Origin of the sequence: Burkholderia sp. Bp8991, assembly GCF_003853795.1 — a bacterium.
In the GTDB taxonomy this organism is placed as follows: Bacteria; Pseudomonadota; Gammaproteobacteria; order Burkholderiales; family Burkholderiaceae; genus Burkholderia.
The window spans coordinates 1-23,258 of the sequence record NZ_QTQJ01000056.1 but is presented as its reverse complement, the minus strand read 5'-3'; the positions used below and the strand labels follow the sequence as shown (position 1 = coordinate 23,258).

21 protein-coding genes and 1 pseudogene are annotated in these 23,258 nt (G+C 66.4%); 7 read left to right on the top strand and 15 right to left on the bottom strand.

Annotation, left to right across the window (positions count from 1 at the left end):
• From DIE02_RS34475 to flhD, 9 genes are all read right to left on the bottom strand, one after another.
• A partial coding sequence (locus tag DIE02_RS34475; RefSeq protein ID WP_124530288.1) for a CheR family methyltransferase occupies positions 1–935 on the bottom strand: 935 nt, incomplete at its 3' end.
• 3 nt (positions 936–938) lie between these two features.
• A complete protein-coding gene (locus DIE02_RS34470; protein ID WP_124486862.1) occupies positions 939–2,903 on the bottom strand; it encodes a methyl-accepting chemotaxis protein in 1,965 nt (654 codons plus the stop codon).
• 37 nt (positions 2,904–2,940) lie between these two features.
• A complete protein-coding gene (cheW, locus tag DIE02_RS34465; RefSeq protein WP_039320139.1) occupies positions 2,941–3,456 on the bottom strand; it encodes a chemotaxis protein CheW in 516 nt (171 codons plus the stop codon).
• A gap of 48 nt (positions 3,457–3,504) precedes the next feature.
• A complete protein-coding gene (gene cheA / locus DIE02_RS34460) occupies positions 3,505–5,799 on the bottom strand; it encodes a chemotaxis protein CheA (RefSeq protein ID WP_124486861.1) in 2,295 nt (764 codons plus the stop codon).
• Positions 5,800–5,832: 33 nt separating this feature from the next.
• A complete protein-coding gene (locus DIE02_RS34455) occupies positions 5,833–6,210 on the bottom strand; it encodes a response regulator (RefSeq protein WP_044849175.1) in 378 nt (125 codons plus the stop codon).
• A gap of 107 nt (positions 6,211–6,317) precedes the next feature.
• The gene (gene motB, locus DIE02_RS34450; RefSeq protein WP_044849176.1) at positions 6,318–7,337 is read right to left on the bottom strand and encodes a flagellar motor protein MotB; all 1,020 of its coding nucleotides are present in this window, start codon (positions 7,335–7,337) and stop codon (positions 6,318–6,320) included.
• Positions 7,338–7,350: 13 nt separating this feature from the next.
• Positions 7,351–8,211: a flagellar motor stator protein MotA gene (gene motA, locus DIE02_RS34445; RefSeq protein WP_124486860.1), complete on the bottom strand. Its 861-nt coding sequence runs from the start codon at positions 8,209–8,211 to the stop codon at positions 7,351–7,353.
• 189 nt (positions 8,212–8,400) lie between these two features.
• A complete protein-coding gene (gene flhC, locus DIE02_RS34440; protein WP_124486859.1) occupies positions 8,401–8,955 on the bottom strand; it encodes a flagellar transcriptional regulator FlhC in 555 nt (184 codons plus the stop codon).
• Between the two features lie 94 nt (positions 8,956–9,049).
• On the bottom strand, positions 9,050–9,370 hold the full coding sequence (flhD, locus tag DIE02_RS34435) for a flagellar transcriptional regulator FlhD (RefSeq protein WP_014895554.1): 321 nt from the start codon (positions 9,368–9,370) through the stop codon (positions 9,050–9,052).
• A 665-nt stretch (positions 9,371–10,035) separates the two neighbouring features.
• Between flhD and DIE02_RS34425 the strand changes: the two genes are divergently transcribed.
• Positions 10,036–11,100, top strand: a complete 1,065-nt coding sequence (locus DIE02_RS34425; protein WP_044849179.1) for a glycosyltransferase family 4 protein — start codon at positions 10,036–10,038, stop codon at positions 11,098–11,100.
• A 107-nt stretch (positions 11,101–11,207) separates the two neighbouring features.
• Here DIE02_RS34425 and DIE02_RS34420 read toward each other — a convergent pair whose 3' ends face one another.
• Positions 11,208–11,504, bottom strand: coding sequence for an H-NS histone family protein (locus DIE02_RS34420; protein ID WP_006489320.1), 297 nt, complete (start codon positions 11,502–11,504; stop codon positions 11,208–11,210).
• A gap of 298 nt (positions 11,505–11,802) precedes the next feature.
• Here DIE02_RS34420 and aqpZ point away from each other — a divergent pair, with 298 nt between their 5' ends.
• The gene (gene aqpZ / locus DIE02_RS34415; RefSeq protein ID WP_044849180.1) at positions 11,803–12,543 is read left to right on the top strand and encodes an aquaporin Z; all 741 of its coding nucleotides are present in this window, start codon (positions 11,803–11,805) and stop codon (positions 12,541–12,543) included.
• Between the two features lie 105 nt (positions 12,544–12,648).
• Here the strand turns inward: aqpZ and DIE02_RS34410 are convergent, their stop codons facing one another.
• Positions 12,649–13,482 (bottom strand): Cof-type HAD-IIB family hydrolase, encoded by an 834-nt coding sequence (locus DIE02_RS34410; protein WP_124486858.1) that lies wholly within the window; start codon positions 13,480–13,482, stop codon positions 12,649–12,651.
• 248 nt (positions 13,483–13,730) lie between these two features.
• A complete protein-coding gene (locus tag DIE02_RS34405) occupies positions 13,731–14,612 on the bottom strand; it encodes a BadF/BadG/BcrA/BcrD ATPase family protein (protein ID WP_124486857.1) in 882 nt (293 codons plus the stop codon).
• Positions 14,613–14,753: 141 nt separating this feature from the next.
• On the opposite strand from DIE02_RS34405, the gene DIE02_RS34400 reads away from it, so the two are divergent.
• The gene (locus DIE02_RS34400) at positions 14,754–15,359 is read left to right on the top strand and encodes a DNA-3-methyladenine glycosylase I (RefSeq protein ID WP_124486856.1); all 606 of its coding nucleotides are present in this window, start codon (positions 14,754–14,756) and stop codon (positions 15,357–15,359) included.
• 271 nt (positions 15,360–15,630) lie between these two features.
• Here the strand turns inward: DIE02_RS34400 and rpsU are convergent, their stop codons facing one another.
• Positions 15,631–15,843: a 30S ribosomal protein S21 gene (rpsU, locus tag DIE02_RS34395; protein WP_006401410.1), complete on the bottom strand. Its 213-nt coding sequence runs from the start codon at positions 15,841–15,843 to the stop codon at positions 15,631–15,633.
• Between the two features lie 588 nt (positions 15,844–16,431).
• Between rpsU and DIE02_RS34390 the strand changes: the two genes are divergently transcribed.
• The 4 genes from DIE02_RS34390 (at position 16,432) to DIE02_RS34375 (ending at position 20,124) form a co-directional block, all read left to right on the top strand.
• Positions 16,432–17,262, top strand: a complete 831-nt coding sequence (locus tag DIE02_RS34390) for a flagellin (protein ID WP_124486889.1) — start codon at positions 16,432–16,434, stop codon at positions 17,260–17,262.
• A gap of 171 nt (positions 17,263–17,433) precedes the next feature.
• Positions 17,434–18,900: a flagellar filament capping protein FliD gene (gene fliD, locus DIE02_RS34385; RefSeq protein ID WP_044849185.1), complete on the top strand. Its 1,467-nt coding sequence runs from the start codon at positions 17,434–17,436 to the stop codon at positions 18,898–18,900.
• A 40-nt stretch (positions 18,901–18,940) separates the two neighbouring features.
• Positions 18,941–19,246 (top strand): flagellar protein FliT, encoded by a 306-nt coding sequence (locus DIE02_RS34380; protein ID WP_044849186.1) that lies wholly within the window; start codon positions 18,941–18,943, stop codon positions 19,244–19,246.
• A gap of 98 nt (positions 19,247–19,344) precedes the next feature.
• Positions 19,345–20,124 (top strand): glycosyltransferase family 2 protein, encoded by a 780-nt coding sequence (locus DIE02_RS34375; protein ID WP_124486855.1) that lies wholly within the window; start codon positions 19,345–19,347, stop codon positions 20,122–20,124.
• A 57-nt stretch (positions 20,125–20,181) separates the two neighbouring features.
• Here the strand turns inward: DIE02_RS34375 and DIE02_RS34370 are convergent, their stop codons facing one another.
• Positions 20,182–21,933 carry a tetratricopeptide repeat protein gene (locus DIE02_RS34370; RefSeq protein ID WP_260427344.1) on the bottom strand — a complete coding sequence of 584 codons (1,752 nt, stop codon included), beginning with the start codon at positions 21,931–21,933 and terminating at the stop codon, positions 20,182–20,184.
• Positions 21,934–22,220: 287 nt separating this feature from the next.
• A pseudogene (locus DIE02_RS34365) lies at positions 22,221–23,258 on the bottom strand (heme utilization protein); the annotation flags it as partial.

The following is a 23,258-nucleotide window of genomic DNA, read 5'->3' as shown; positions in this document are numbered from 1 at the left end:
GCGCCGCGCGGGCGCAGGCCCGGCGCGGCGTCGTGCCCCAAGGGCACTTCCTTCGGGGCGCGCGTCAGCTCGTACACCGTCTGCCCGCGCAGCCGGAACGCCTGCGAGACGTAGGTGAAATTCTCCGAATGCCCGGCGAACAGCAGCCCGCCCGGTTTCACGAGCGGCTCGAAGCGCGACAGCACCTGCCCCTGCGTCGGCTTGTCGAAATAGATCATCACGTTGCGGCAGAAGATCGCGTCGAACGGCTTCGCGATCCCGTAGTCGGCATCGGTCAGGTTCAGCTGCTCGAAGCGGATCATCGCGCGCAGCTCCGGGCGCACCTTCACGCGGCCGGCCTGCGCGCCGGTGCCCTTCAGGAAGAAGCGCTTGAGCCGCTCCGGGCTCAGGTGCTTGACCTGGTCGTACGTATAGATGCCGGCCTCGGCCTTCGCGAGCACCTGCGTGTCGAGGTCGGTCGCGAGGATCGATGCGCCGCGCGCGGCCGATTCGCCGAGCGCCTCGATCAGCGTGATCGCGATCGAGTAAGGCTCCTCGCCGGTCGACGCCGCCGAGCACCACACCGACACGGGCGCCGCGCGCCCCTTCACGAAGTCGGCCAGGATCGGGAAATGGTGCGACTCGCGGAAGAACGCGGTCAGGTTCGTCGTCAGCGCGTTGGTGAACGCCTCCCACTCGAGCGGATCGTCCTCCTGCTCGAGCAGGTCGAGGTAGTCGCGGAACGTGTCGAGGCCGCGGGCGCGCAGCCGGCGCGCGAGCCGGCTGTACGCCATGTCGCGCTTGTGCTCGGACAGCGAGATGCCCGCGCGTTGATGAATCAGCGCGCGGATGCGTGCGAAATCCGCGCCGGTGAACGCGAAGTCGCGCCCCGGCTCGCCCGCGCGGGGCGAGGCATCCGGTGCATCGGGTCGAAACGGTGCGCGCGCGGACGGCATGGCTTAGAAGGTCTCCCAGTCGTCATCGGACGTGCCGGCCGCGGCCAGCGCCGGCTTCTCGCTGCTCAGCGCCGGACGCACCAGCGCGGGCTTGTCGGCCGGCTTGTTCGCCGGTGCGGCGGCCGCCTTCGCGAGACGCGGGCCGTAGCCGCCCGCGGCCGGCGCTTCCTTCGCCGCGCGTGCGGCGGCGTCCGGCGCACGCTTCGTTTCGTGGCTCGCGGCCGGTGCCGATGCATGTGACGCATGCGACGCGGGCGCAGGCGACGCGCGGCGCGCCGGCTGAGCGGCCGTCTGCGGTGCCGGCAATGCGGCCGGCGCGGTTTCATGGCGGCGTTCCGACGGCGACGCCAGCGCCGGCGCCGCTGCGTGCGCGGCCGGGCGCGCGGCGCCGCGCGACGGCGCGAGCGCGATGCCGCCCGCGACGCGCCACGCCGACACGACCGCCTTCATCTGGCGCGTCTGCTCCTCGAGCGACGCGGCGGCGGCCGCGGCCTGCTCGACGAGCGCCGCGTTCTGCTGCGTGACGGAATCCATCTGGCCGACCGCGCGATTGACCTGCTCGATGCCGGTCGACTGCTCGTCCGACGCGGCGCTGATCTCGCCCATGATGTCGGTCACGCGGCGCACGGCCTGCACGATCTCGTCCATCGTCGAGCCGGCCCGCGCGACGAGCGCCGACCCGCTGTCGACCTTCTCGGCCGAATCGCCGATCAGCTGCTTGATTTCCTTCGCGGCGCTCGCGCTGCGCTGCGCGAGCGAGCGCACTTCGCCCGCGACCACCGCGAAGCCGCGGCCCTGCTCGCCGGCCCGCGCGGCTTCGACCGCCGCGTTCAGCGCGAGGATGTTGGTCTGGAATGCGATGCCTTCGATCGTGCCGATGATGTCGACGACCTTGCCCGAGCTGGCCGCGATGTCCTGCATCGTCGACACGACCTGGCCGACCACCTCGCCGCCCTGCGTCGCGATGTCGGACGCGTTTACCGCGAGCTGGCTCGCCTGCCGCGCGTTCTCCGCGTTCTGCCGCACGGTGCCGGTGAGCTGCTCCATGCTCGATGCGGTTTCCTGCAGCGACGCGGCCTGCTCCTCGGTGCGCTGCGACAGGTCGGTGTTGCCGGTCGAGATCTCGCGCGCGCCGACGTCGATCGATTCGGTGCCGCGATGCACGGCCTGCACCATCGCCGTCACGGCGTCCTGCATCCGCTTGATGCCGCCGAACAGGCGGCCGATCTCATTGTTGCTGAAGACGTTCACCGGCTGCGTGAGGTCGCCGCCGGCGATCCGCTCGAAGTGCGCGATCGCGTCCTCGAGCGGCTTCACGATCAGCCCGCGCAGCACGAAGCGGATCGCGATCACGACGACGAACGCGATCGCGATGCCGGCCGCGATCAGGCCGATCATCAGCGAGATCTGCGACTGCGTCGCGGTCTGGCGGTCGTCCGCGCGCTTCTGCAGCGCCGCGACCACGGCCGATGCCGTCTGGTCGTACGCGACGAACATCGGGCTGATCTTCGTGTCGGCGACCGCGTGATACGCGGCCATGTCGCCCGCGCGCGCGGCCGCGAACTCGGGCTCGACGCCTTCCTTCACGATCGTCGTATAGCGTGCGGTGAGCTCGTCGACGAGCGCCTGCTCGATGCCGAGCTTCGGCGTGGCCTGGAACGCCTGCCAGTTCTGGCTCGACTTCGCGTACAGCTCCTGCGCGCGGTCGAGCACCTTGCCCGCCTCGGCCGTGTTGCCGGCTTCGGTCAGGGTGCGGAAGCGGTCGAGCGCCACGCGCGCGCGCAGCAACTGCGCCGACGTGTCGTCGAGCGCATGGATCGCCGGCAAGTCGACGTGCGCGATCTCGTCGAGCGAGCGGCTCGCGCGATCGAGCGCGTAGAGGCCGAGCCCGCCGACCGCGGCGGCCAGGCCCACGAGGATGAGTCCGACCGCCGTGAGCGTCGTGCGGATCGACCAGTTATGCAACATTGCAGATTCTCCCGAAGTTCCTGCGCGCGCGGCGCGCTTACGCGCCGAGCGTCTCGATCAGCGCCATTTCCCGGCTCGACATCAGCTTCTCGATGTCCATCAGGATCAGCATCCGGCCGTCGACCGTGCCGAGGCCCGTGAGGTACTCGGTCGTCAGCGTCGCGCCGAATTCCGGCGCCGGCATGATCTGGTCGGTCTGCAGCGTCAGCACGTCCGACACGCCGTCGACCACCATCCCGACCACGCGGTTCGACACGTTCAGGATGATCACCACCGTCTGGTGGTCGTACTCGACGCGGCCGAGATGGAACTTGATCCGCATGTCGACGATCGGCACGATGATCCCGCGCAGGTTGATCACGCCCTTGATGAAGTCCGGCGCGTTCGCGATGCGCGTGACGCTGTCGTAGCCGCGGATTTCCTGCACCTTCAGGATGTCGATCCCGTACTCCTCGTCGCCGAGCGTGAAGACGAGGAATTCCTGGCCCGTCGCATCGCCCTGCTCCGCATCGCGGCGGCTGGTTGCCGCGTTCGCCGCGGCCGGATTGATCATTTGGACTTCAGCGGACACGTTTGCCCCCAATCGGTTGAATGGCGAGAGTCAGAAAATGGCGAGCTCGGCGCCGGCTCGGGCGCCGTGCGTCGCACGGGTTTCGCGGTTCAGCGCCGCGACGTCGACGATCAGCGCGACACTGCCGTCGCCGAGAATGGTCGCCGCAGAGATGCCGTGCACCTTGCGGTAATTGGTTTCGAGGTTCTTCACGACCACCTGCTGCTGACCGACCAGCTCGTCGATCAGCATCGCGAAGCGGCGCCCCTCGGTTTCCATGATCGTGACGATGCCCTGGGTCGGATCGGTGCGCGCGTCCTCGACCGAGAACACCTCGTGCAGCGCGACGAGCGGCAGGTATTCGCCGCGCACGCGCACCACGCGCTCGCCGTTGCCGACCGTGTAGATGTCGTCGTTCGACGGCTGCAGCGACTCCATCACGAAGTTCAGCGGCAGGATGAAGATCTCGCTGCCGACCTTCACCGACATCCCGTCGAGGATCGCCAGCGTGAGCGGCAGCACGATCCGCGTGGTCGTGCCGCGACCGGCCTGCGACATGATCTCGACATGGCCGCCCATCGACTGGATGTTGCGCTTCACGACGTCCATCCCGACGCCGCGGCCCGACACGTCGGTCACCGTCTCGGCGGTCGAGAAGCCCGGCGCGAAGATCAGCTGCCAGACTTCGTCGTCGCTGATGTTTTCGGAAATCTGCATGCCCTGCTTCGCGGCCTTCGCGAGGATCCGCTCGCGGTTCAGGCCCGCGCCGTCGTCGCTGACCTCGATCACGATGTTGCCGCCGTGATGCGCGGCCGACAGCACGAGCTGGCCGACGCCGTCCTTGCCGGCGGCGACGCGCTTGTCGACCGTCTCGATCCCGTGGTCGAGGCTGTTGCGCACGAGGTGCGTGAGCGGGTCGATGATCCGCTCGATCAGGCTCTTGTCCAGCTCGGTCGCCTGGCCGAACGTGACCAGCTCGACCTGCTTGCCGAGCTTGCCGGCGAGGTCGCGCACGAGCCGCGGGAAGCGGCTGAACACGTAGTCCATCGGCATCATGCGGATCGACATCACCGCTTCCTGCAGGTCGCGCGCGTTGCGCTCGAGCTGCGCCATCCCGTTGAACAGGCGGTCGTGCAGCGCCGGATCGAACGCGCTCGCGGTTTCCGCGAGCATCGCCTGCGTGATCACGAGCTCGCCGACCAGGTTGATCAGCTGGTCGACCTTCTCGACGCCGACGCGGATCGAGCTGCCTTCGGCGCCCGATGCGGCGGCGGCCGGGCGCGGACGCTTGTCGTCGTGGTGCGCGGCAGCCTGGGCAGCCTGCGCGGCGGGTTCTGCGTGCGGTTGCGATGCCGGTTGCGATGCCTGTTGCGGCGCCGGTTGCGCGGCGGCGCTCGGCTGCGCCTGCGGTGCGGCGGCGGCCGGGGTGGCACCGGGGGCTTGCGCGAAGACCTCGACCCGCGCGGCCGGTTCCGGCGCGGCGACCGGTTCGACGGCGGCCGGTTCGACGGCGGCCGGCGTGGCGGCAGGCGCCGCCGGTGCGGCCGGCGCGGTGCCGCGCGCGATGCGGATCTGGCTGTCGTCGATCACGAAGCAGCACACGGCGACGATGTCGTCGGACGGCACGTCCGATTCGAGCCACAGCGTCAGGTCGGCGCCCGCTTCCTCGCGGCCGACGATCCGGCCGAGATTGCCGAGCTCCTCGGTGAGCAGCGCCTGGTCCTTCGCGTCGACGCCGAGGAGCGTGATCTTCAGGTGCGGGCCGTCCGTGCCGGCAGCCGCCGCCGGATGCGCGGCCGCGACCGCCTGTTCAACCACGTGATCGGGCGCGCGGTCGCTGGCGGAGGTAGCGGCGGCCGGCGCCGGTGCCGGTGCCGGTGCCGGTGCCGGTGCCGGTGCCGGTGCAGTCTCCACGGCAGGCGCGGCAGGTGCGACGTCCGCGGGGGCGCCCGCGCCGCTCTCGGCCTTCAGGCGTTCGAGCTTCGCGCAGATCGTCGCGGCAGCCGCCGCGTCCGGTTCCGCGCTCGCGCGATAGTCGACCAGCTGGTCGGACAGCACGTCCTTGGTCTCGAGGAACGCGTCGACCATTTCCTTGGTCAGCGTCAGCTCATGGTTGCGCGCGCGGTCGAGCAGCGACTCGAGGATGTGGGTCGTCTCGGTCAGCGCGGAAAAGCCGAACGTCGCCGCGCCGCCCTTGATCGAATGCGCGGCGCGGAAGATCGCGGCCAGGTCCTCGGGGTCCGGCGAGCCGACGTCGAGGTTCAACAGCAGTTGCTCCATCTGCGCGAGCAACTCGTCCGCTTCGTCGAAAAAGGTCTGGTAGAACTGCGTGATGTCGAGAGTCATGCCCGGTCACCGGTTGGATTCGTCGCGTTCATGTCAGGAGGCGGTCTGCTCGGACAGCGTCGCGACCAGGTCGATCAGCACGGCCGGGTCGATCGGCTTTTCGATCCAGCCGGTCGCGCCCGCGTCGCGCGCGGCGTCCTTGAACGCATCGCTGCCTTCGGTCGTCAGTACGAGAATCGGCGTGTCCGCATACGCCGTCAGCTTGCGCAGCGCGGCGATCACCTCGAGGCCGTTCCTGCGCGGCATGTTCTGGTCGGTCAGCACCAGGTCGTACGGCACGGTGGCCGCCATGTCGAAGCCGGCTTCGCCGTCCGGCGCCACCGTCACGTCATAGCCGGCCTGCGCAAGCGTCGCCTGCAGCAGCGCACGCATGGTCGCGGAGTCGTCGATGGCGAGAATGGTTCGGATCATGTCGGGCTCCGCAGGACCGCTCCAGGGTGGCTGACCGCCCCCTCGGGGGGCAGCGAACGAAGTGAGCGTGAAGGTTGTTTCATACGCGTCTCGAAATCTTGGAAACGTCAGGGTTTCGGCACCACGGCGACGGCGCTCGCGAGCACCGGTCGCGCGGCCGGCGCCGTGCCGTCGAGCTGCTGGGCCAGTTGCTTCGAGCCCGCGGCGTCGGCCGACAGCGTCGTGGTCGTCGTGTCGTCGCGCATCAGCGCGTCTTCGGATTTGCGGTTCAGCACGATCACGCTGATCCGGCGGTTTTCCGGATCGAGCGGATCGGCCTTGTTCAGGTTCTGCGTCGACGCGAGGCCGAGCACGCGCAGTACCTTCGACTCGTCCATGCCGCCCGCGATCAGCTCGCGGCGCGACGCGTTCGCGCGGTCGGCCGACAGTTCCCAGTTGCTGTAGCCGCCCTCGCCGCCCGCGTACGGCACCGCGTCGGTGTGGCCCTGGACGATGATCCGGTTCGGCACGTCGTTCAGCGTCTTGCCGATCTCGCGCAGGATGTCGCGCATGTACGGCTCGACGTGGTCGCTCGACATCGCGAACATCGGCCGCTTCTGCGAATCGACGATCTCGATGCGCAGCCCCATCAGCGTCGAATCGATGCGGATCTGCTGCTTGAACTGGCGCAGCGTCGGATTCGCCTCGATCGCCGCCATCAGCTTGATCTGCAGGTCGTGCAGGCGCGCCTGCTCGAGCCGGTCCTGTGCGCCCTGCGCCTGCGAGCGCGTCCTGTCGTCGCCGGCCTTCGCGACGCGATCGGCGAGCGACGTCGTGCCGTCGGTTCGGCGCAGCGTGCCGGCATCGAGGCTCGACAGGTCGCGGCCGCCGCCGTTGATGATGCTCGAGTCCTGCGAGCTGCGATCGCCGCTGCCGAACAGCGCGGCCTTCAGCGGCGTGTTGAAGTACTCGGCGATCCCCTTCAGCTGCACCGGCGTGACCGAGCTCAGCAGCCACATCAGCAGGAAGAACGCCATCATCGCGGTCATGAAGTCCGCATACGCGAGCTTCCAGGCGCCGCCGTGGTGGCCCTTCTTCTGCGGGGCCACCCGTTTGACGACGATTGCGCGATCCTTGCTCTTGCTCATCGAATGCTCCGCGTCACTTCGCCTTCACGCGGCGCACATGCTCTTCGAGCTCGGTAAACGACGGCCGCTCGGTCGAGAACAGCACCTTGCGGCCGAACTCCACCGCGATCGCCGGCGCATAGCCGTTCAGGCTCGCGAGGATCGTCACCTTGATGCACTGGAACATCTTGGTCGACTCGGCGACGCGCTGCTCCGCGAGGCTCGCGAGCGGCCCGATCAGCCCGTACGACAGCAGGATCCCGAGGAACGTGCCGACCAGCGCCTGCGCGATCATCGCGCCGAGCACCGCGGGCGGCTTGTCGGCCGACGCCATCGTGTGCACGACGCCCATCACCGCCGCGACGATCCCGAACGCCGGCATCGCGTCGCCGACGCGCATCAGCGCGTGCGCGGGGCCTTCGCCTTCCGCGTGGTGCGTCTCGATTTCCTCGTCCATCAGGCTCTCGATCTCGAACGCGTTCATGTTGCCGCCCACCATCAGGCGCAGGTAGTCGGTCAGGAATTCGACGATGTGGCGATCCGCGAGGATCTTCGGGTATTGCGTGAAGATCGGGCTCTTGTCCGGATCGTCGATGTCGGCCTCGAGCGTCAGCGTGCCTTCCTTGCGGGCCTTCGCGAGCAGCACGTACAGGAGCGCCATCAGTTCCATGTAGACGTCCTTGGTGTACTTCGAGCCCTTGAAGAGCGTCGGCAGCACGCGCAGCGTCGCCTTGATGGTCTTCATGCCGTTGCCGAGGATGAACGCGCCGACGCCCGCGCCTGCGATCATCAGGATCTCGAGCGGCTGGACCAATGCGCCCAGATGCCCGCCTGCCAGCGCATAACCGCCGAAGACGGACAACAGTGTCACGAGTGTTCCCACGATAATCAGCACTGCCTGTCCCTCACGAATGACCGGCGGGGAGACCGCCGTTAATCAGGTTTACGGCAGTCGGCAGGAAAACTTTGGCGGTCGCGCCGCGACCGCGCGGCGGTGTTTACCAGCAAGCCCCGGCCGGTTCGCGCGGCGCGCGGCAGGCGTGCGGAAGGCGTGCGGCTCCCGCCCGGCCCCGCCCGGCGGCGTTCAGGCCGCGGCGATGGCCAGCCCGGCGCGTGCGGCGGCCGCCTTGCGGGTCTTGCCCGCGCGCGACGGCGGCTGGCACAGGCCGCACACGAAACCTTGATGCGGATCATGCGCATGCGCGACGAAATGGCCGCCGCAGCGCGTGCACGGCGTCATCTGCAGCATCCCCGAGTCGAAGAAGCGCACCAGCGTCCACGCGCGCGTGAGACTCAGCGCGGCCTCGTCGCCGGACAGGTTCACGTGCTCCAGATAGAGCCGGTACGCCTTCACGATCGACTGGATCGGCTCGCAGCGGCCGTGGTCCTGCATGAACCGGTAGATGTTGTAGAACAGCGACGAGTGGATGTTCGGCTGCCACGTCATGAACCAGTCGGTCGAGAACGGCAGCATCCCCTTCGGCGGCGACGCGCCCTTCAGTTCCTTGTACAGCTTGATCAGGCGGTCGCGCGACAGGCTCGTCTCCGCCTCCAGCAGTTGCAGCCTGGCGCCCAGTTCGATCAGTTCGATGGCGAGGGTGATTTCTTTCACCTCGATCACGACGCTTTTGCTTGCCATGGTGAATAACCGTCCGCTTGACGTTGTTCGGATGAATCGCCAATACGCCGCCCGCCGACGCGGCGCGCCGGCACGAACGCAAGGCGGGGAAGGATCAGCGGACGCTTTCGACCGGCTGGCCGGCCATCAGGATCGCGGAATGCGCATGCGTGACGACGTCGCTGCGGCCTTTGTCGGCGAGCGACGACAGCAGCGCGTGATCGTCGAACCGGAAACGGCACAACATCTGGTTCGATGCCGCGAGCTTCACGGTCTGGGCGAGCGTGAGGTTCGCGAGCACGTCGGCCAGTTCCTGGGAAACTCCCATGCGGAACATGCCCATCGCCTTGTCTTCCCGCAGCAGGCGCTGCGCGAGGAGGAGGTACGACAGGTTGACCTCTTTGATCTCACTGAGCATTTCGCTGGTGGCGCTCATGATTCCCCCGTTAAGAGCTTTTGCTTTGGCCTTTCATTGTGAAAACGTTTGCTCGATCGGGCGCCTGCTGACGCGCTGCCGGCACGTTTATAGTCTTACAGGGCGAATTCTGGCCAAACGGCATTTATGCCGGTATCAGCGAAGTGGCGCACGCCACGCAGGAATTGTCTGTAAACCGTGTAGGAATTTTTCCGACAAGGCGAATTGAAAGGGAACGAACGGCGGGGTGAATGGGGCGCGAATGCGTCGGCGATGCGGTCCCGCATGGGACGAATCCGGCTGAAGGCCATCCGGCAAGGCTGCCGGAAGTTGAATCGGTAAAAATTATAGTGGTTTTTCATGATAGCGCAACAATTGTGGTGGCTATCTCGTTTTATGTTTTCGCGCCCTTTTTATCGGGGTTTTCTCGTATTTCATGGTGTAACAAGCCTTAAGTGTTTGAAAAAACACTCGAACCCCTGAAGGCGATATCGATAATGGACTCAAATGGGCGGCGGCGGGAGCCGCGCCGGCCCGCCCCGCAGCTTGCCGCCCGGCGTCCCGCGCACCCCGCCACGGACCCGGCCACGCACCGCAGACAGCGTGCGTCGGCGAGTTCCGCAACCCTGCAGCGGACCAGCATGCGCGCTCGAGCGCTTTGCGCTGGTCGACACCGGAGAACGTCCATGCGTATTGCCCAGATCGCGCCGCTTTACGAAGCTGTCCCGCCGAAACTCTATGGCGGCACCGAGCGTGTCGTGTCCTACCTCACCGAGGCGCTCGTCGAGCTGGGGCACGACGTGACGCTGTTCGCGAGCGGCGACTCCGTCACGTCCGCCCGTCTCGAGGCGGCATGGCCGCGCGCACTGCGGCTCGACCCGTCGATCCGCGACTCGATGGCGCCCCATATGCGCCTGATCGAGCAGGTCGCCCGTGTCGCGCACGAATTCGACGTGCTGCACTTCCATCTCGACTACCTGCCATTCCCGCTGATGTCGCGCCTCGACACGCCGTACGTGACGACGCTGCACGGCCGCCTCGACCTGCCGGAGCTGCAACCGGTGTTCGACGCGTTCCCGGACGCGCCGGTCGTGTCGATCTCGAACAACCAGCGCAAGCCGCTGCCGCAGGCCGCGTGGGCCGGCACCGTGTATCACGGGCTGCCCGACACGCTGCTCACGCCGCAACCGGACGTGAAGCCCGAATATCTCGCGTTCCTCGGCCGGATCTGCCCCGAAAAGCGGGTCGACACCGCGATCCGGATCGCCGCGCAAAGCGGGCTGCCGCTGAAGATCGCCGCGAAGGTCGACAAGGCCGACGCCGACTACTTCAAGGAAGTGATCGAGCCGCTGCTCGGCGAGGCGCATGTCGAATTCATCGGCGAGATCAACGAGGCGCAGAAGCCGGCGTTCCTGTCCGGCGCGAAGGCGCTGCTGTTCCCGATCGACTGGCCGGAACCGTTCGGCCTGGTGATGATCGAGGCGATGGCCTGCGGCACGCCGGTCGTCGCGTTCAACCGCGGCTCGGTGCCGGAGGTAATCGAGGACGGCGTGACCGGCTTCATCGTCGAGGACGTGCAGGGCGCGGTCGGTGCGCTGCACCGGATCGACAGCCTGTCGCGCGACGCGATCCGCGCGCGCTTCGATACGCGCTTCAGCTCGAAAGCGATGGCACGGCGCTATGTCGAAACTTACGAATCGCTTTGCGCGACGGCAAAGCGGCCGACCTTGCGTCGCGTCGCGAGCGCGTGACGGCGAAATTCGTCAGAAATATTCGGTGAAATTCGCGCCGAAATCGGCGCGTAAAACCCAAAGGCGCCAAAGAGCCGCAGTCGATGCGGCTCTTTCTTTTTGTGCGCTCATTCGATCAGGAAACGATCGCGGTTTTTCCCGACGATCCAATTCGGCGGCTTGCCGCGCCCACTCCAGGTTGCACCCGACTTCGGGTCGCGGTATTTCGGAGGCAGCGGTGCCTTTTTCGGCGGACGGCCGCGCCGCGCGCGCTCCGCGAAGCCCAGATCCTGGGCCGTCAGGCCATATTCGGCAATCATTCGCTGGACGTCGGCGATCACCGCCGCCACTTCCTGGCGACGCACGTCATCCGCCTGGGCCTGCAGATCGGCGATCTGCGCCTTGAGCTTCGCGTATTGAGACATTTTTCGGCTCCCTTTTCCATGATGCGGCGCCGGCAGTTCCGGCCGGAACGCCAACACCCGTTACGTCATCCGCACTGCCGCCCTGCCCTTCAAAATTAATGCTGCCATCTTTAACCGAATCGGCTATATCGAGAATGCGGACTTATTCTAATAAAAGCCATTCGTCAGCCATTCGAATTTAACAATCGTTGACCCTCACCCAGCCGATTCATTTCCTATAATCCAGACCAATTCGGGGTGACGGAATAAATCATCCGGTCATCCGTTTGTCTTCAACCCACTTGAACGGGATCCTTACATGAATCTTTCTCAGCGTCTGGCTGCAGAGGTATTCGGCACGTTCTGGCTGGTGCTCGGCGGGTGCGGAAGCGCCGTGCTGGCCGCAGCCTTTCCGGGCCTCGGCATCGGCTTCGCCGGCGTCGCGCTCGCCTTCGGCCTGACCGTGCTGACGATGGCATTCGCGATTGGCCATATTTCGGGTTGCCACCTGAATCCGGCCGTCAGCGTGGGCCTGACGGTCGCCGGCCGCTTCCCGGCACGCGATCTCGCGCCGTATATCGTTGCGCAGGTCGTCGGCGCGACGCTCGGTGCGTTCGTGCTGTACCTGATCGCGACCGGCAAGCCGGGCTTCGACGTCGTCGGCAGCGGCTTTGCGACGAACGGCTTCGGCGAGCGCTCGCCCGGCCACTACTCGCTCGGCGCGGCGTTCATCTGCGAAGTCGTGATGACGGGCTTCTTCCTGTTCGTGATTCTCGGCGCCACCGACAAGCGCGCGCCGGCCGGCTTTGCGCCGATCGCGATCGGCCTGTGCCTGACGTTGATCCACCTGATCTCGATCCCGGTCACCAACACGTCGGTGAACCCGGCCCGCTCGACCGGCCCCGCGCTGTTCGTGGGCGGCGAGGCGATCGGCCAGCTGTGGCTGTTCTGGGTCGCGCCGATCATCGGCGCGGCAATTGCGGGGATCGTCTACCCGCTGATCGCGGGGCGCGACGATGCCGTCGGCCTCGTGCCCGCATCCGCTCGCACCAGCGAATAAAACACTACGGGGTCACGCGAGCAGAGCAGCGAGCCTCACGCTGTCGAACAACATCGAGGCAGGTAATTTGAACGGGCGCCGCTGGCGCCCGTTTTTCATGGCCGCTCAGGAAGCGGTGACGCCGTCGAGCGTGCCTTCCAGCGCGAACAGCGTGCGCAGGTGGCGGGCGACTCCCGCATCGAAGTTGTTGCCGATCCGAGGGATGTGCGGCAGGTGCGCGATCAGGTCGGGGTTCGCGTTGTTCATCATGAACGCGTGGCCGGCCGTTTCGAGCAGGTCGATGTCGTTCATGTTGTCGCCGAACGCGATGCAGTGGCCGGCGTCGACGCCGAGTCGCGCGAGCACCGTACGCAGCGCGCGGCCCTTCGACACGTTGGCGGTCATCACTTCGAGACAGTCGGGCAGCGAGTACGTGACGTACAGCGCATCGCCGAACCGCACGCGCATCTGCTCTGCAACCACCGCCAGATCGGCCGGCTCGCCGATGTACAGCACCTTCGCGATGTCGGCGCCGTCGTGCGCGGCCATGTCGATCACGTCGTACCGGAAGCCCGAATCCTGGTGGAATTCGAGCAGGTGCGGCGCGTCGCGGTCGATCAGCCAGCCGCGGTCGGTGAACAGGTTGACGATCACGCGCCCGTGCGCACCGGTCACGTCCGGCTGCACAAGGCCGCGGACGATCGCGGGATCGATGTCCTGCGCATGGATCGCCGTGTCGTCCGGCGCATGCACACGCGCGCCGTTCGACGTGATCAGGTACGGCCGGATGCCCAGCACGTCGCGGATGCCGGCGACGTCCGCGTAGTGACGCCCCGTCGCGATCACGAACTGCAGGCCGTCGCGGTCGAGCCGGCGGACGGTCTCGATCGTGTACGGATCGAGCTGGTGGTCGCTGTTCAGCAGGGTGCCGTCGAGATCGGTGGCGATGACTTTGTACATGGGGGTTGGGGGAGTGGCGCGCAGGACGCTGCGGAGCCGCCATTTTAACGTCGTGCCCGGGGGCGCGCCGGGTGGCTGGGAAATGGGGGCGGGTTTCAGGCCGTTCGGGTTTCGGTGCGTCGCTGGTTCGGCTGGGGCAGGCTGTTCGCTCGGTTCGCTCGGTTCGCTCGGTTCGCTCGGTCCGCTGGGTCCGCTCGGTCCGCCCGGCCGGCTCAACCCACTCATCGCACGCCGCCCACGCGCCCCTCTCACCCAGCTTCAGCCGCCCTCAACGCCTGCAGCGCGAGCCGCAACGCGCCGTGCGCGGAATCGTCGAGCGGCGCGCGCAGCCGCGCCGCATGGCGTGCCGGCACGGCCGGGGCCAGCGCGTCGGCCAGCCCGCCGCACAGCGCGACCGGCAGCGCCTGCTGCGGATCGAGCGCGTCGATCATCTTGCCGATCTCGTCGCCGGCCTGCGCGATCAGCGCCGCCGCATAAGGATGGTCGCGGTGCGCGAACACGATCGGCGCGAGGCGCGCATAGATCGTCTGGTTCGCATCGCACGACCACTGGACGAGCGCGTCGCGATCGTGCGCGCCCGTTTCCGCGAGCAGCGCACCGGCAAACGCGTCGCGCGGCACGCGGCCGTCGAGCGCCTGCTGCGCGTACGCGAGCGCGCGCATGCCGAGCCACGCGCCGCTCGCCTCGTCGCCGGACGGAAAGCCGAAGCCGCCCGCGATGCGGCAATCGCCCGCCGCGTCGAGCGCCGCCGCGATGCTGCCCGTACCGAGCGCGACGATGAGCCCCGGCGCACCGCCGTGCGCGCCGACGACGGTCGTATAGGCGTCGCTCTCGATAGCCAGTGCGTCTAGCGGCGCCTGCGCGCGGAACGCGGCGAGCCACGCGGCATTGTTGACGCCCGCGAGCCCGCAGCCGAGCGCGCACTGCGACCAGTCGAGCGCGAGCCCCGCCCGCGTGAATGCGTCGGCACAGGCCGCGCCGATCGATGCCCACGCGCGCTCGATGCCGAGGCCGAGCCCCGACGGGCCGCCGCGCCCCTGCGCGAGTTCGCGCCCGTGCCGGTCGGCGAGTACCGCGCGGGTGCCCGTGCCGCCGCCGTCGATGCCGATCGCAAAAAGGAATGCCGTCATGCGTTGATCCTGCTGATTCGAACAGGCGCCAAGCTTAACCGGATCGGTGCCGCGCGCCCATCTGCCGTTCGGCCAGCTATACCGTGAATGGGCCTTCCGCTATGCTGGCACGATCGAATCGACACTGGAACGAGGCCGGCGATGTCGCAGCGGTGCAACTGGGTAAAGACGGAAGCGGATGCTCACTATCACGATACCGAGTGGGGCGTGCCGTCGCATGACGATCGTCATCTGTTCGAAATGCTGATTCTGGAAGGCGCGCAGGCGGGGCTGTCGTGGTCGACGATCCTGAACAAGCGCGCCGGCTATCGCGAGGCGTTCGCCGACTTCGATGTCGACGCGGTCGCGCGCTTCACGCCGAAGCGCATCGAGAAACTGCTCGAGAACCCCGGCATCGTCCGCAATCGCGCGAAGGTCGAATCCGCGGTGACCAATGCACGGGCCGTGCAGCGCATTCGCGAGGATCACGGATCGCTCGCGCAATTCCTGTGGTCGTTCGTCGACCACACGCCGGTCCAGAACGCGTGGCAGTCGTATCGCGACGCGCCCGCATCGACTGCCCAGTCGGATGCGCTCAGCAAGGCGCTGAAGGAGTACGGCTGCAAGTTCGTCGGCTCGACGATCTGCTATGCGCTGATGCAGGCAACCGGGATGGTCAACGACCATGAGACCGGTTGCCCGTGTCACGCCCAATGCGCGGCGCTCGGCGGCAAGCAGCAGCCGGCACGGCGCCGCAAGGCGGGCTGACGGCGACGAAGCTCACGGGCCGGTCGGCTTCCCCCGCACCGCCACGTCAGCACGCGCCGCCAGGTGATCCGCGCAAGGCGAGCCCGAACGCGGCGCCGATTTCCCGGTGAGCACGTCGGCGGCCTTGCCCGTTGGCTGCCGGCGGAACCGCCGTGCGGCCATTCGACCGTCTGGCAGTCGATCGGCAACTTTTCCGGCCCCGAAAAGCAAAACGGCGGAGCGGCTTCTTTCGAAGCACGCTCCGCCGTTTCGCGGCGAACCGTAGACGCTCTTAGTGGAGCTTCTTCGGCAGCATCTGGCTGCGCAGGCGCTTGTGCAGGCGCTTGACGGCTGCTGCCTTCTTGCGCTTGCGGACTGCGGTCGGCTTTTCGTAGGACTGGCGTTCGCGCAGTTCAGCGATCAGGCCATTTTTTTCGATAGCACGGCGAAAGCGGCGAATCGCCACTTCGAACGGCTCGTTTTCCTTCAGAAGAATCGTCGTCATGTCGTTCCTAAATTGCTTAAACGGTCAAAAACGTAGCGGCCAAGCGCCACGCACCGGCCATCCGGGCGTCCCCACAACAGGCGAAACGAGCGGAAATACGGCCTCGGAGGCCGGAAAAGAGAGGCACAAAGCACCGCGGGTACGCTTCACAAGCCGCGTGCAGCGCCGCGTTTGACTGCCAGCAGGAATGCCGAGACGGCATAGGCGTGACAGAAAATCTCAATTCAGCCCGCCATCATACCAGTTAAACGCAGCTTCGCCTACAGGTTTACCGCTTTTCCGTTGCAATTCAGCACGAGCCGCTCACCACGTCCGATTGGCGAAGGCCAGGCACGCCCCTCCCATGCGGGCCGACCTCACTGCCCGACGAAGCGCATTGCCGCGCCACGATGCGCCGCACCCCACCGAGGCGACATGCACGAGACACATGCGCGGCATCGCGCCGCAAGAATAGTGTTCGATGCGGCCCTAAAGTTTCCCCGAATCAGCGCCGACAACCAGGAAAGGCGGGCAGCGCGGGACACGGAAAGCGCGACGCCGAACCCCGAATCCAGTCAATCAAACGGCGTTTTCCAAACGAGGATCCAAATGCTGAACATCAACACCAACATCTATTCGCAGACCGCTCAAACGAACCTCTCGTCGACGCAGAACGCGCTGTCGCAAGCGATCAACCGCCTGTCGTCGGGCAAGCGCATCAACTCCGCGGCAGATGATGCGGCAGGCCTCGCGATCTCGACGACGATGCAAGCGTCGATCAACGCATACACGCAGGGTGTGGCGAACGCGAACAACGCCGTGTCGATGGCTCAGACCGCATCGAGCGGCCTGTCGGCAATCACCGCCAACCTGCAGCGTATCCGCCAGCTCGCTGTTCAGGCATCCGATTCGTCGATCGGCACCGCTGCTGCAAGCAACCTCGACACCGAAGTGCAAGCGCGTATCACCGAAATCGGCCGTATCGCGAGCCAAACGACGTTCAACGGCATCAACCTGCTCGACGGCACCGCGAACGCCGCAGGCACGCCGCTGACCTTCCAGATCGGCGAAAAGTCCGGCCAGCAACTGTCGCTCGACCTGAGCGGCAAGTACGACACGACGACGCTCGGCCTGACCGGCGGCAGCGTGACTTCCGTCGCCAACGCGCAAACGATGATGAACACGATCGACACCGCGCTCGGCACCGTCAACACCGCGCAAGCTCAGCTCGGTTCCGACATCAACATCTATCAGGCAGCGATCTCGCAGACCACGGCGCAATCGACGAACCTGAACGCAGCAAGCGCGCAGATCACCGACGCGAACTTCGCGCAGGAGACCGCCAACCTGTCGAAGGCACAGGTGCTGCAACAAGCCGGCATTTCGGTCCTCGCACAAGCGAACTCGATGCCGCAGCAAGTGCTGAAGCTCCTGGGCTAAGCAAGCCGGACGGCGCGCGCCGCGGGAACGCGAACGACGCGGCGGCGCCATCGGAACGGGAATGCCCTTCCTCCCAATGCTTATCCGATCACGTCGGGTAAGCATTTTGCTTTTCGTGCTTCGCGCATTACGTCGCCCTGCCCGACCGTTGCGCAGGACTAATCTCATCGAATGGAGTCCTACATGTCGACGACTACCACCACATCGGCGAACAGCGCACTGGCGGCAGCCGCCCAATCGATCATCAGCGGTGTGACGAATTCGAACACGGACGTCTCGTCGCTCGTGTCCGCACTGGTCGCAGCGAAGACGGCCGCACAAACGACCCAGAACACCAATCGGCAGACGCTCGACAACACGACGCTGTCCGCGATCGGTTCGCTCAAGTCGTCGCTTTCGTCGCTGCAAAGCGCACTGTCCGGCCTTACGGACGGCTCGGCGCTGTCAAAATTCACGGCATCCGCGAGCGGCAGCGGCCTCACGGCCACGACGTCGACGGGGGCGGTCGCGGGCAGCTATTCGGTCGCAGTGACGCAGGTAGCGACGGCGCAAAAGCTCTCGTCGATCACGGGAATTCCATCGACGAACCAGGTCGGCACCGGCAACCTGACGATCCAGCTCGGCAGCGGCACGCCGATGACCGTCGCGATCAAGTCCGGCACCAACACGCTCGCCGACATCGCAAATGCGATCAACACGGGAAGCGGCAATCCGGGCGTGACCGCCACGGTCGTTACCGGCACGGACGGCTCGCACCTCGTGCTGACGTCCAACGTCACGGGCGCGGCGAACACCATCAAGGTGTCGACCAATTCGACGGACGGGCTGGCTGCGCTGGCAACCGTCGATAACACGGGCGCAGCGACAAACAATTACAACGAGACGATCCCCGCGCAGGACGCGCAGCTTTCGATCGACGGCACCAGCGTGGTTAGCGCGAGCAACACCATCACGGGCGCGATTACGGGCGTGACGATCAACCTGTCTGCTTCGTCGGCCAAGACGACCCAAACGCTCTCGGTCTCGCCGGACAACACCTCCGCCACCAATACGATCAACGCGTTCGTCTCCGCATACAACTCGTTCGTCAGCACCGCATCGTCGCTGTCGAGCTTCAATTCGAGCGCAGCCGCCGGTAGCCAGGGGGGCCCGCTCATCGGCGACTCGATGCTGAATTCGATCGTCAACACGCTGGCCACCAAGGTGGCCCAGGGCGTAACGAGCGGCGGCAGCACGATCAGCCTGAGCGCGATCGGCCTCAATCTTCAGCCGGACGGCACGCTCAGCGTCGACAGCGCGGCCCTGTCGTCGGCGCTGGCGAACAATCCGTCATCCGTGGCGACCGCGTTCAACGCGACCAACGGCGTAGGCGCGACGCTCAACAGCAACATCACGACATTCCTGCAGACGGGCGGCATCATCGACACGCGCGTCACGGCGTTGAACCAGGATCTCGCCGCTGCGAAAACGCAGGCCACGGCGCTGCAGGCATACGCCAGCCAGCTCACCGATCAGTACAATACGCAATTCACCGCGCTCAATACGCTGATGGCAAAGATGCAAAACAATTCGCAGTACCTGACGCAACTGTTCGGCGGCACCAACAGCGCGGGCGCGCTGGCCACGAACAAGGCATAGCGGCAGGCGATGCCGCGGCCGGATCAACATGGGAGAGAACATGACGACGGACCCGATCACTCTGCTGGAGCGCGTGTGGTCGCTCACGCAGGCAATCGAACATGCGGCATCGATGGCCGACTGGCCGGGCGCGGCGAGCCTCGTCGAACAGCGCTCGCCGCTGCTGATGTCCCTGGCCGCCCCGCAATCGCCCGACGCGCTGGCGATCCTGAAGCGCATCGAGGCGATCGACGCGGCCGTGATGGCGGACGCACAAACGACACAACGGGAGCTGCAGGCCGAGTTCAAGACGGCTATCGGCCGCACGGAAGCAGCGCTGCAATATCAGCGGATCGCGGGTTTCTAAACGAACGCCCCGGTGCCCGCCGCGCCTGATGATCTCGCGTCATCGCCCGGCGGGAATCGCTCGCCGGGCGAGCGGATTCCACTCATTACCGGTTCATCGTGTTTACCGTCATCATCGCCACCCACGACCGGCCACTGCTGCTGCGCCGGACGTTGCAGTCCCTGATCGACCAGACGTGGCAGGACTTCACCGTCATCGTCGTCTCCGATAGCGCGACATACATGCCGCCATTCGAGGAGCTTTCCGCATTGCAGGGGCGCTACGTCCACGTGATCCGCAGCGGCGCGCCCGGGCCGGCCGAAAGCCGCAACATCGGACTCTCGCTCGCCAAATCGCGCTACGTCATGTTCCTCGACGACGACGACACGCTTGAGCCGACGCACCTCGACGCGCTGGCCCGAAGCATCGGCGCCGACGAGCCGGAAATCCTGTTTTGCGATTTCAAGGTCTGTTACGAGGATCGCACGACGCATCCGCCACGCACGACCTCGATCGAAACGGTGCGCATCGGCGATGTCGACGCGGACAGCGTCTACGTGCTGAATCGCGTGCCGAACAGCTGCATCGCGTATCGCGACGACGTCGTCGCGCGCGTCCGATATGCGACCGATCTCGAGATTTACGAAGACTGGGACTTCCTGCTCGCGTGTCTTTCCGGACGCGCAATGGTTCATGTCCCGCTCAGCTCCGTCGTCATTCACAAGAGCCCGGCCGGCGCGCAGGAGAACATGCGACGCGGCAATACACGCGACGACCTGATCGCCTCGACGATGCTCGCGCTTTACCAGCGGCATCCAGCCCCCAATACGGACGTCCGCCTGAACCGCCAGCGGCTGATGGCCTCGGCGGGCATCGTGCTGGATCTCGACCACTTCTGACCTGCGGCGCGATCCGGCGGTCGGCCTGCCCGGGGAGGCGGCCGACCGGCGCGCCGATCAGTCCAGCGCGCCGACGAGACGCGAAAAATGCGCCTCGAGATTGTTGACGAATCGCGGCGTGTCGAACAATACGCCATCCCTGCGCTCGGCGTTCAGCACCTTTCGCAGGCGCTCGCACTCATCCGGCGCACTGGCGAGCGCAACCGCCTTCTCCTCGTATGCCTGCAGATCGTAGGTGATCAATTCCTCGATGCCCGCGGCGGACAACATCGCACCCGCCATCCGCGATGCGAAGCTCCTGCCCGAGAGCGTCAGAACCGGCAGCCCCATCCAGAGCGCGTCGTTCGCCGTCGTGCCGGCGTTGAACGGGAAGGAATCGAGGAACAGATCCGCGACCGCAAACCGGGCAAGATAATTCTCCGGCGAGACGCGAGACGCAAACACGAGGCGTCCGCCGTCGATGCCGTGCCTGGCCGCTTCCTTTCGCAGATTGGCTTCGGCCCATGGATTGTCGGCAAGCAACCAGAGCACGCTTGCCGGCACCCGCTGCAGGATCCGCATCCAGGCGCCGAACACCTCGGGCGTGAACTTGTAATTGTTGTTGAACGAACAAAAGACGAAGCCGTCTTCCGGCAGGCCGCAGCTTGCGCGCGACGGCGCCGGCGCACTGACCCGCTTGCGATCGCTGACCTGGTAGATGTCCGGCATGTACAGCGGCTTCTCCGAGTAGAAGTGCGCGTACGCTTCCGGAATCAGGAACCGGTCGGCGATCACATAATCGATGTACGGCAGGCCGGTCGTGGCCGGCAAGCCCAGATACGTGATCTGGATGGGCGCCGGCCGATAGGCAAGCAAGTCCGTGCGTGCGCCGAGCGTCTGCCCGTGCAGGTCAACGACGATGTCGATCTCGTGTTCACGGATCAGCCGAGCGGCGGCCTCGTCGCTCATCGCGTCGATGCGATGGAAATGATCCATCGACTGGATAATCCGCTTGCGCAGCGCGGAGCCGTCGTCGCGCGACCAGCAATAGCCGTACACCTCGAAACGCCGCCGGTCGTGCAATTCGAACAGCTCGGCCGTGAGCATCGAAACGGGATGCAGACAGAAATCCGACGAAAGATACGCGATCCTGATCTTCTCGTGACCGTATGCCTTGTTGCCGGACAACGCGGGCACGTCGACGTTGATCTTGGTGTCGACGTAATGCCGAGCCGCCGACAATTGCTCCGCCGGATCGTCCGACTGGCTGATCATCGCCAGCGCGGAAGTCGACTGTCGCATGAGGTCCGGATCGACGCCCTCGACGGGCGCAAACACGGGCCACTCGCACTGCTTGCCGCGCAGGAACACCCAGTGGTGCAGCACGTCCGGCTGGTTCGGCTCCATCCGCAAACTTTCCGTCAGGCACGCCAGCGCATCGGCGTAACGCCGCTGGTTTTCATGGACGCGCCCGAGGTTGTTGAGCGCGGACAGCCGCAGCGGCCGTTGCTCGGGATGATCAGCCGACGCGTGCTCCACGACCCACGTCCATTCCGCGATCGCCGTGTCGAGCTCGTTGATGCGCTCGCACATGACACCCAGATTGAAATGCGGATGAATGAAATCGGGCGCGAGCTCGATGGCCGTGTAGTGTGCCTTTTTCGCGGCCTCGATGTCATTGGCGTTGAAAAGCGCGACGCCAAGGTTGAAGTACACGAAATGATTGAACGGCGCGACGTTGCGCTCGAGCCAGGTCCGGTAAAGGACCGCCGCCAGCTCGAACTGCCGGTTCGCTTCGAGCGCGCCCGCGCGCTCGAAGAGACCCGTCATGTCGATCTTGCCGTGCCACGCGAGCAGAAGATCGGCAGCAAATTTTTCTTCAGACGAAACCATGACTTCACTCATACGCAATACCGTAAAGTACGGCAGTCCGCCGGACGGCTGCCCGTCAGCCGCCGCGCGGGCACGACGGCGCGCCGCCTCCTCGCCTGCCCGTGACGCGCGGCTGCCGCCACGTCACGCGTGGCCGGCAGTTTAACCTGCCAGTACTCACGCCTTGCCCGATGCCGGCGAGGCGGGATGGCGCCGGGAACCCCGGCGCCATGCAACGCGACTGATCAGAAGTGGAGCTGCTGGATCTGATCGGTCGTCATTGCCCCCACCTGCGCCGACGTCAGCGCATGCACCTGGGTCGTCGTGAACGCAGCCACCTGATCGGTCGTCAGGTTATGCACCTGGGCCGTCGTCAGCGCAATCACCTGGCTCGTCTTCAACGCCACGATCGACGCCGTGGACAGCGCCGCGGTCTGCGTCGTCGTCAGCGCCGCGAGGTCAGCCGTCGTCAGTGCCGCCACCTGCCCCGTCGTCAGCGCCTTGACCTGGTCGGTCGACAGGCCGTTCTGTACCTGGGCCGTCGTCAGCGACGCGATCTGCGTGTAGCTCAGTGCTGCCGCCTGAGCCGTCGTCAGGTTCTGCAGCTGGTCCGTGCGCAGTGCCGCAACCTGATTCGTCTTCAGCGCGGCCACGTCAGCCGTCGTCAGCGCGCTCGATTGCGCCGTCGTCAGCGCCACGACGTCGGCCGTCGTCAACGCGGCCGCCTGCGCGGTCGTCAGCGCCTTGACCTGGTCGGTCGTCAGGCCGTTCTGCACCTGATTCGTCGTCAACGCGGCCACTTGCGCGGTCGTCAGCGCGCCGGCCTGCGCCGTGCTCAGGTTGGCGATCTGCGCCGTCGTCAGTGCCGCGACCTGCGTCGGCTTGAGCGCCGCGAAGGCGGCCGTCGTCAGCGCGTTCACCTGATCGGTCGTCAGCGACTTGACCTGATCGGTCGTCAGCGACGTCACCTGCGCGGTCGTCAGTGCCTTGACCTGGTCGGTCGTCAGGTTCTGCACCTGCGTCGTCGTCAACGCTGCGATCTGCGTCGCCTTCAGCGCCGCGACGTCGGCCGTCGTCAACGCCGACGCCTGCGCGGTCGTCAGCGCCGCGACGTCAGCCGCCGTCAGTGCCGCTGCCTGCCCCGTCGTCAGCGCCTTGACCTGATCGGTCGACAGGCCGTTCTGTACCTGGGCCGTCGTCAGCGATGCGATCTGCGTGTAGCTCAGTGCTGCCGCCTGAGCCGTCGTCAGGTTCTGCAGCTGGTCCGTGCGCAGTGCCGCAAC

Coding starts and splice junctions, on each gene's coding strand:
- DIE02_RS34400 (WP_124486856.1), top strand. CDS start 14,754: ATGTCGCAGCGGTGCAACTGGGTAAAGACGGAAGCGGATGCTCACTAT.
- aqpZ (WP_044849180.1), top strand. CDS start 11,803: ATGAATCTTTCTCAGCGTCTGGCTGCAGAGGTATTCGGCACGTTCTGG.
- motB (WP_044849176.1), bottom strand. CDS start 7,337: ATGAGCAAGAGCAAGGATCGCGCAATCGTCGTCAAACGGGTGGCCCCG.
- DIE02_RS34455 (WP_044849175.1), bottom strand. CDS start 6,210: ATGATCCGAACCATTCTCGCCATCGACGACTCCGCGACCATGCGTGCG.
- DIE02_RS34420 (WP_006489320.1), bottom strand. CDS start 11,504: ATGTCTCAATACGCGAAGCTCAAGGCGCAGATCGCCGATCTGCAGGCC.
- rpsU (WP_006401410.1), bottom strand. CDS start 15,843: ATGACGACGATTCTTCTGAAGGAAAACGAGCCGTTCGAAGTGGCGATT.
- DIE02_RS34410 (WP_124486858.1), bottom strand. CDS start 13,482: ATGTACAAAGTCATCGCCACCGATCTCGACGGCACCCTGCTGAACAGC.
- cheW (WP_039320139.1), bottom strand. CDS start 3,456: ATGATCAATCCGGCCGCGGCGAACGCGGCAACCAGCCGCCGCGATGCG.
- DIE02_RS34425 (WP_044849179.1), top strand. CDS start 10,036: ATGCGTATTGCCCAGATCGCGCCGCTTTACGAAGCTGTCCCGCCGAAA.
- DIE02_RS34470 (WP_124486862.1), bottom strand. CDS start 2,903: ATGTTGCATAACTGGTCGATCCGCACGACGCTCACGGCGGTCGGACTC.
- fliD (WP_044849185.1), top strand. CDS start 17,434: ATGGAGTCCTACATGTCGACGACTACCACCACATCGGCGAACAGCGCA.
- DIE02_RS34380 (WP_044849186.1), top strand. CDS start 18,941: ATGACGACGGACCCGATCACTCTGCTGGAGCGCGTGTGGTCGCTCACG.
- flhD (WP_014895554.1), bottom strand. CDS start 9,370: ATGAGCGCCACCAGCGAAATGCTCAGTGAGATCAAAGAGGTCAACCTG.
- flhC (WP_124486859.1), bottom strand. CDS start 8,955: ATGGCAAGCAAAAGCGTCGTGATCGAGGTGAAAGAAATCACCCTCGCC.
- cheA (WP_124486861.1), bottom strand. CDS start 5,799: ATGACTCTCGACATCACGCAGTTCTACCAGACCTTTTTCGACGAAGCG.
- DIE02_RS34405 (WP_124486857.1), bottom strand. CDS start 14,612: ATGACGGCATTCCTTTTTGCGATCGGCATCGACGGCGGCGGCACGGGC.
- DIE02_RS34370 (WP_260427344.1), bottom strand. CDS start 21,933: ATGACGGGTCTCTTCGAGCGCGCGGGCGCGCTCGAAGCGAACCGGCAG.
- DIE02_RS34390 (WP_124486889.1), top strand. CDS start 16,432: ATGCTGAACATCAACACCAACATCTATTCGCAGACCGCTCAAACGAAC.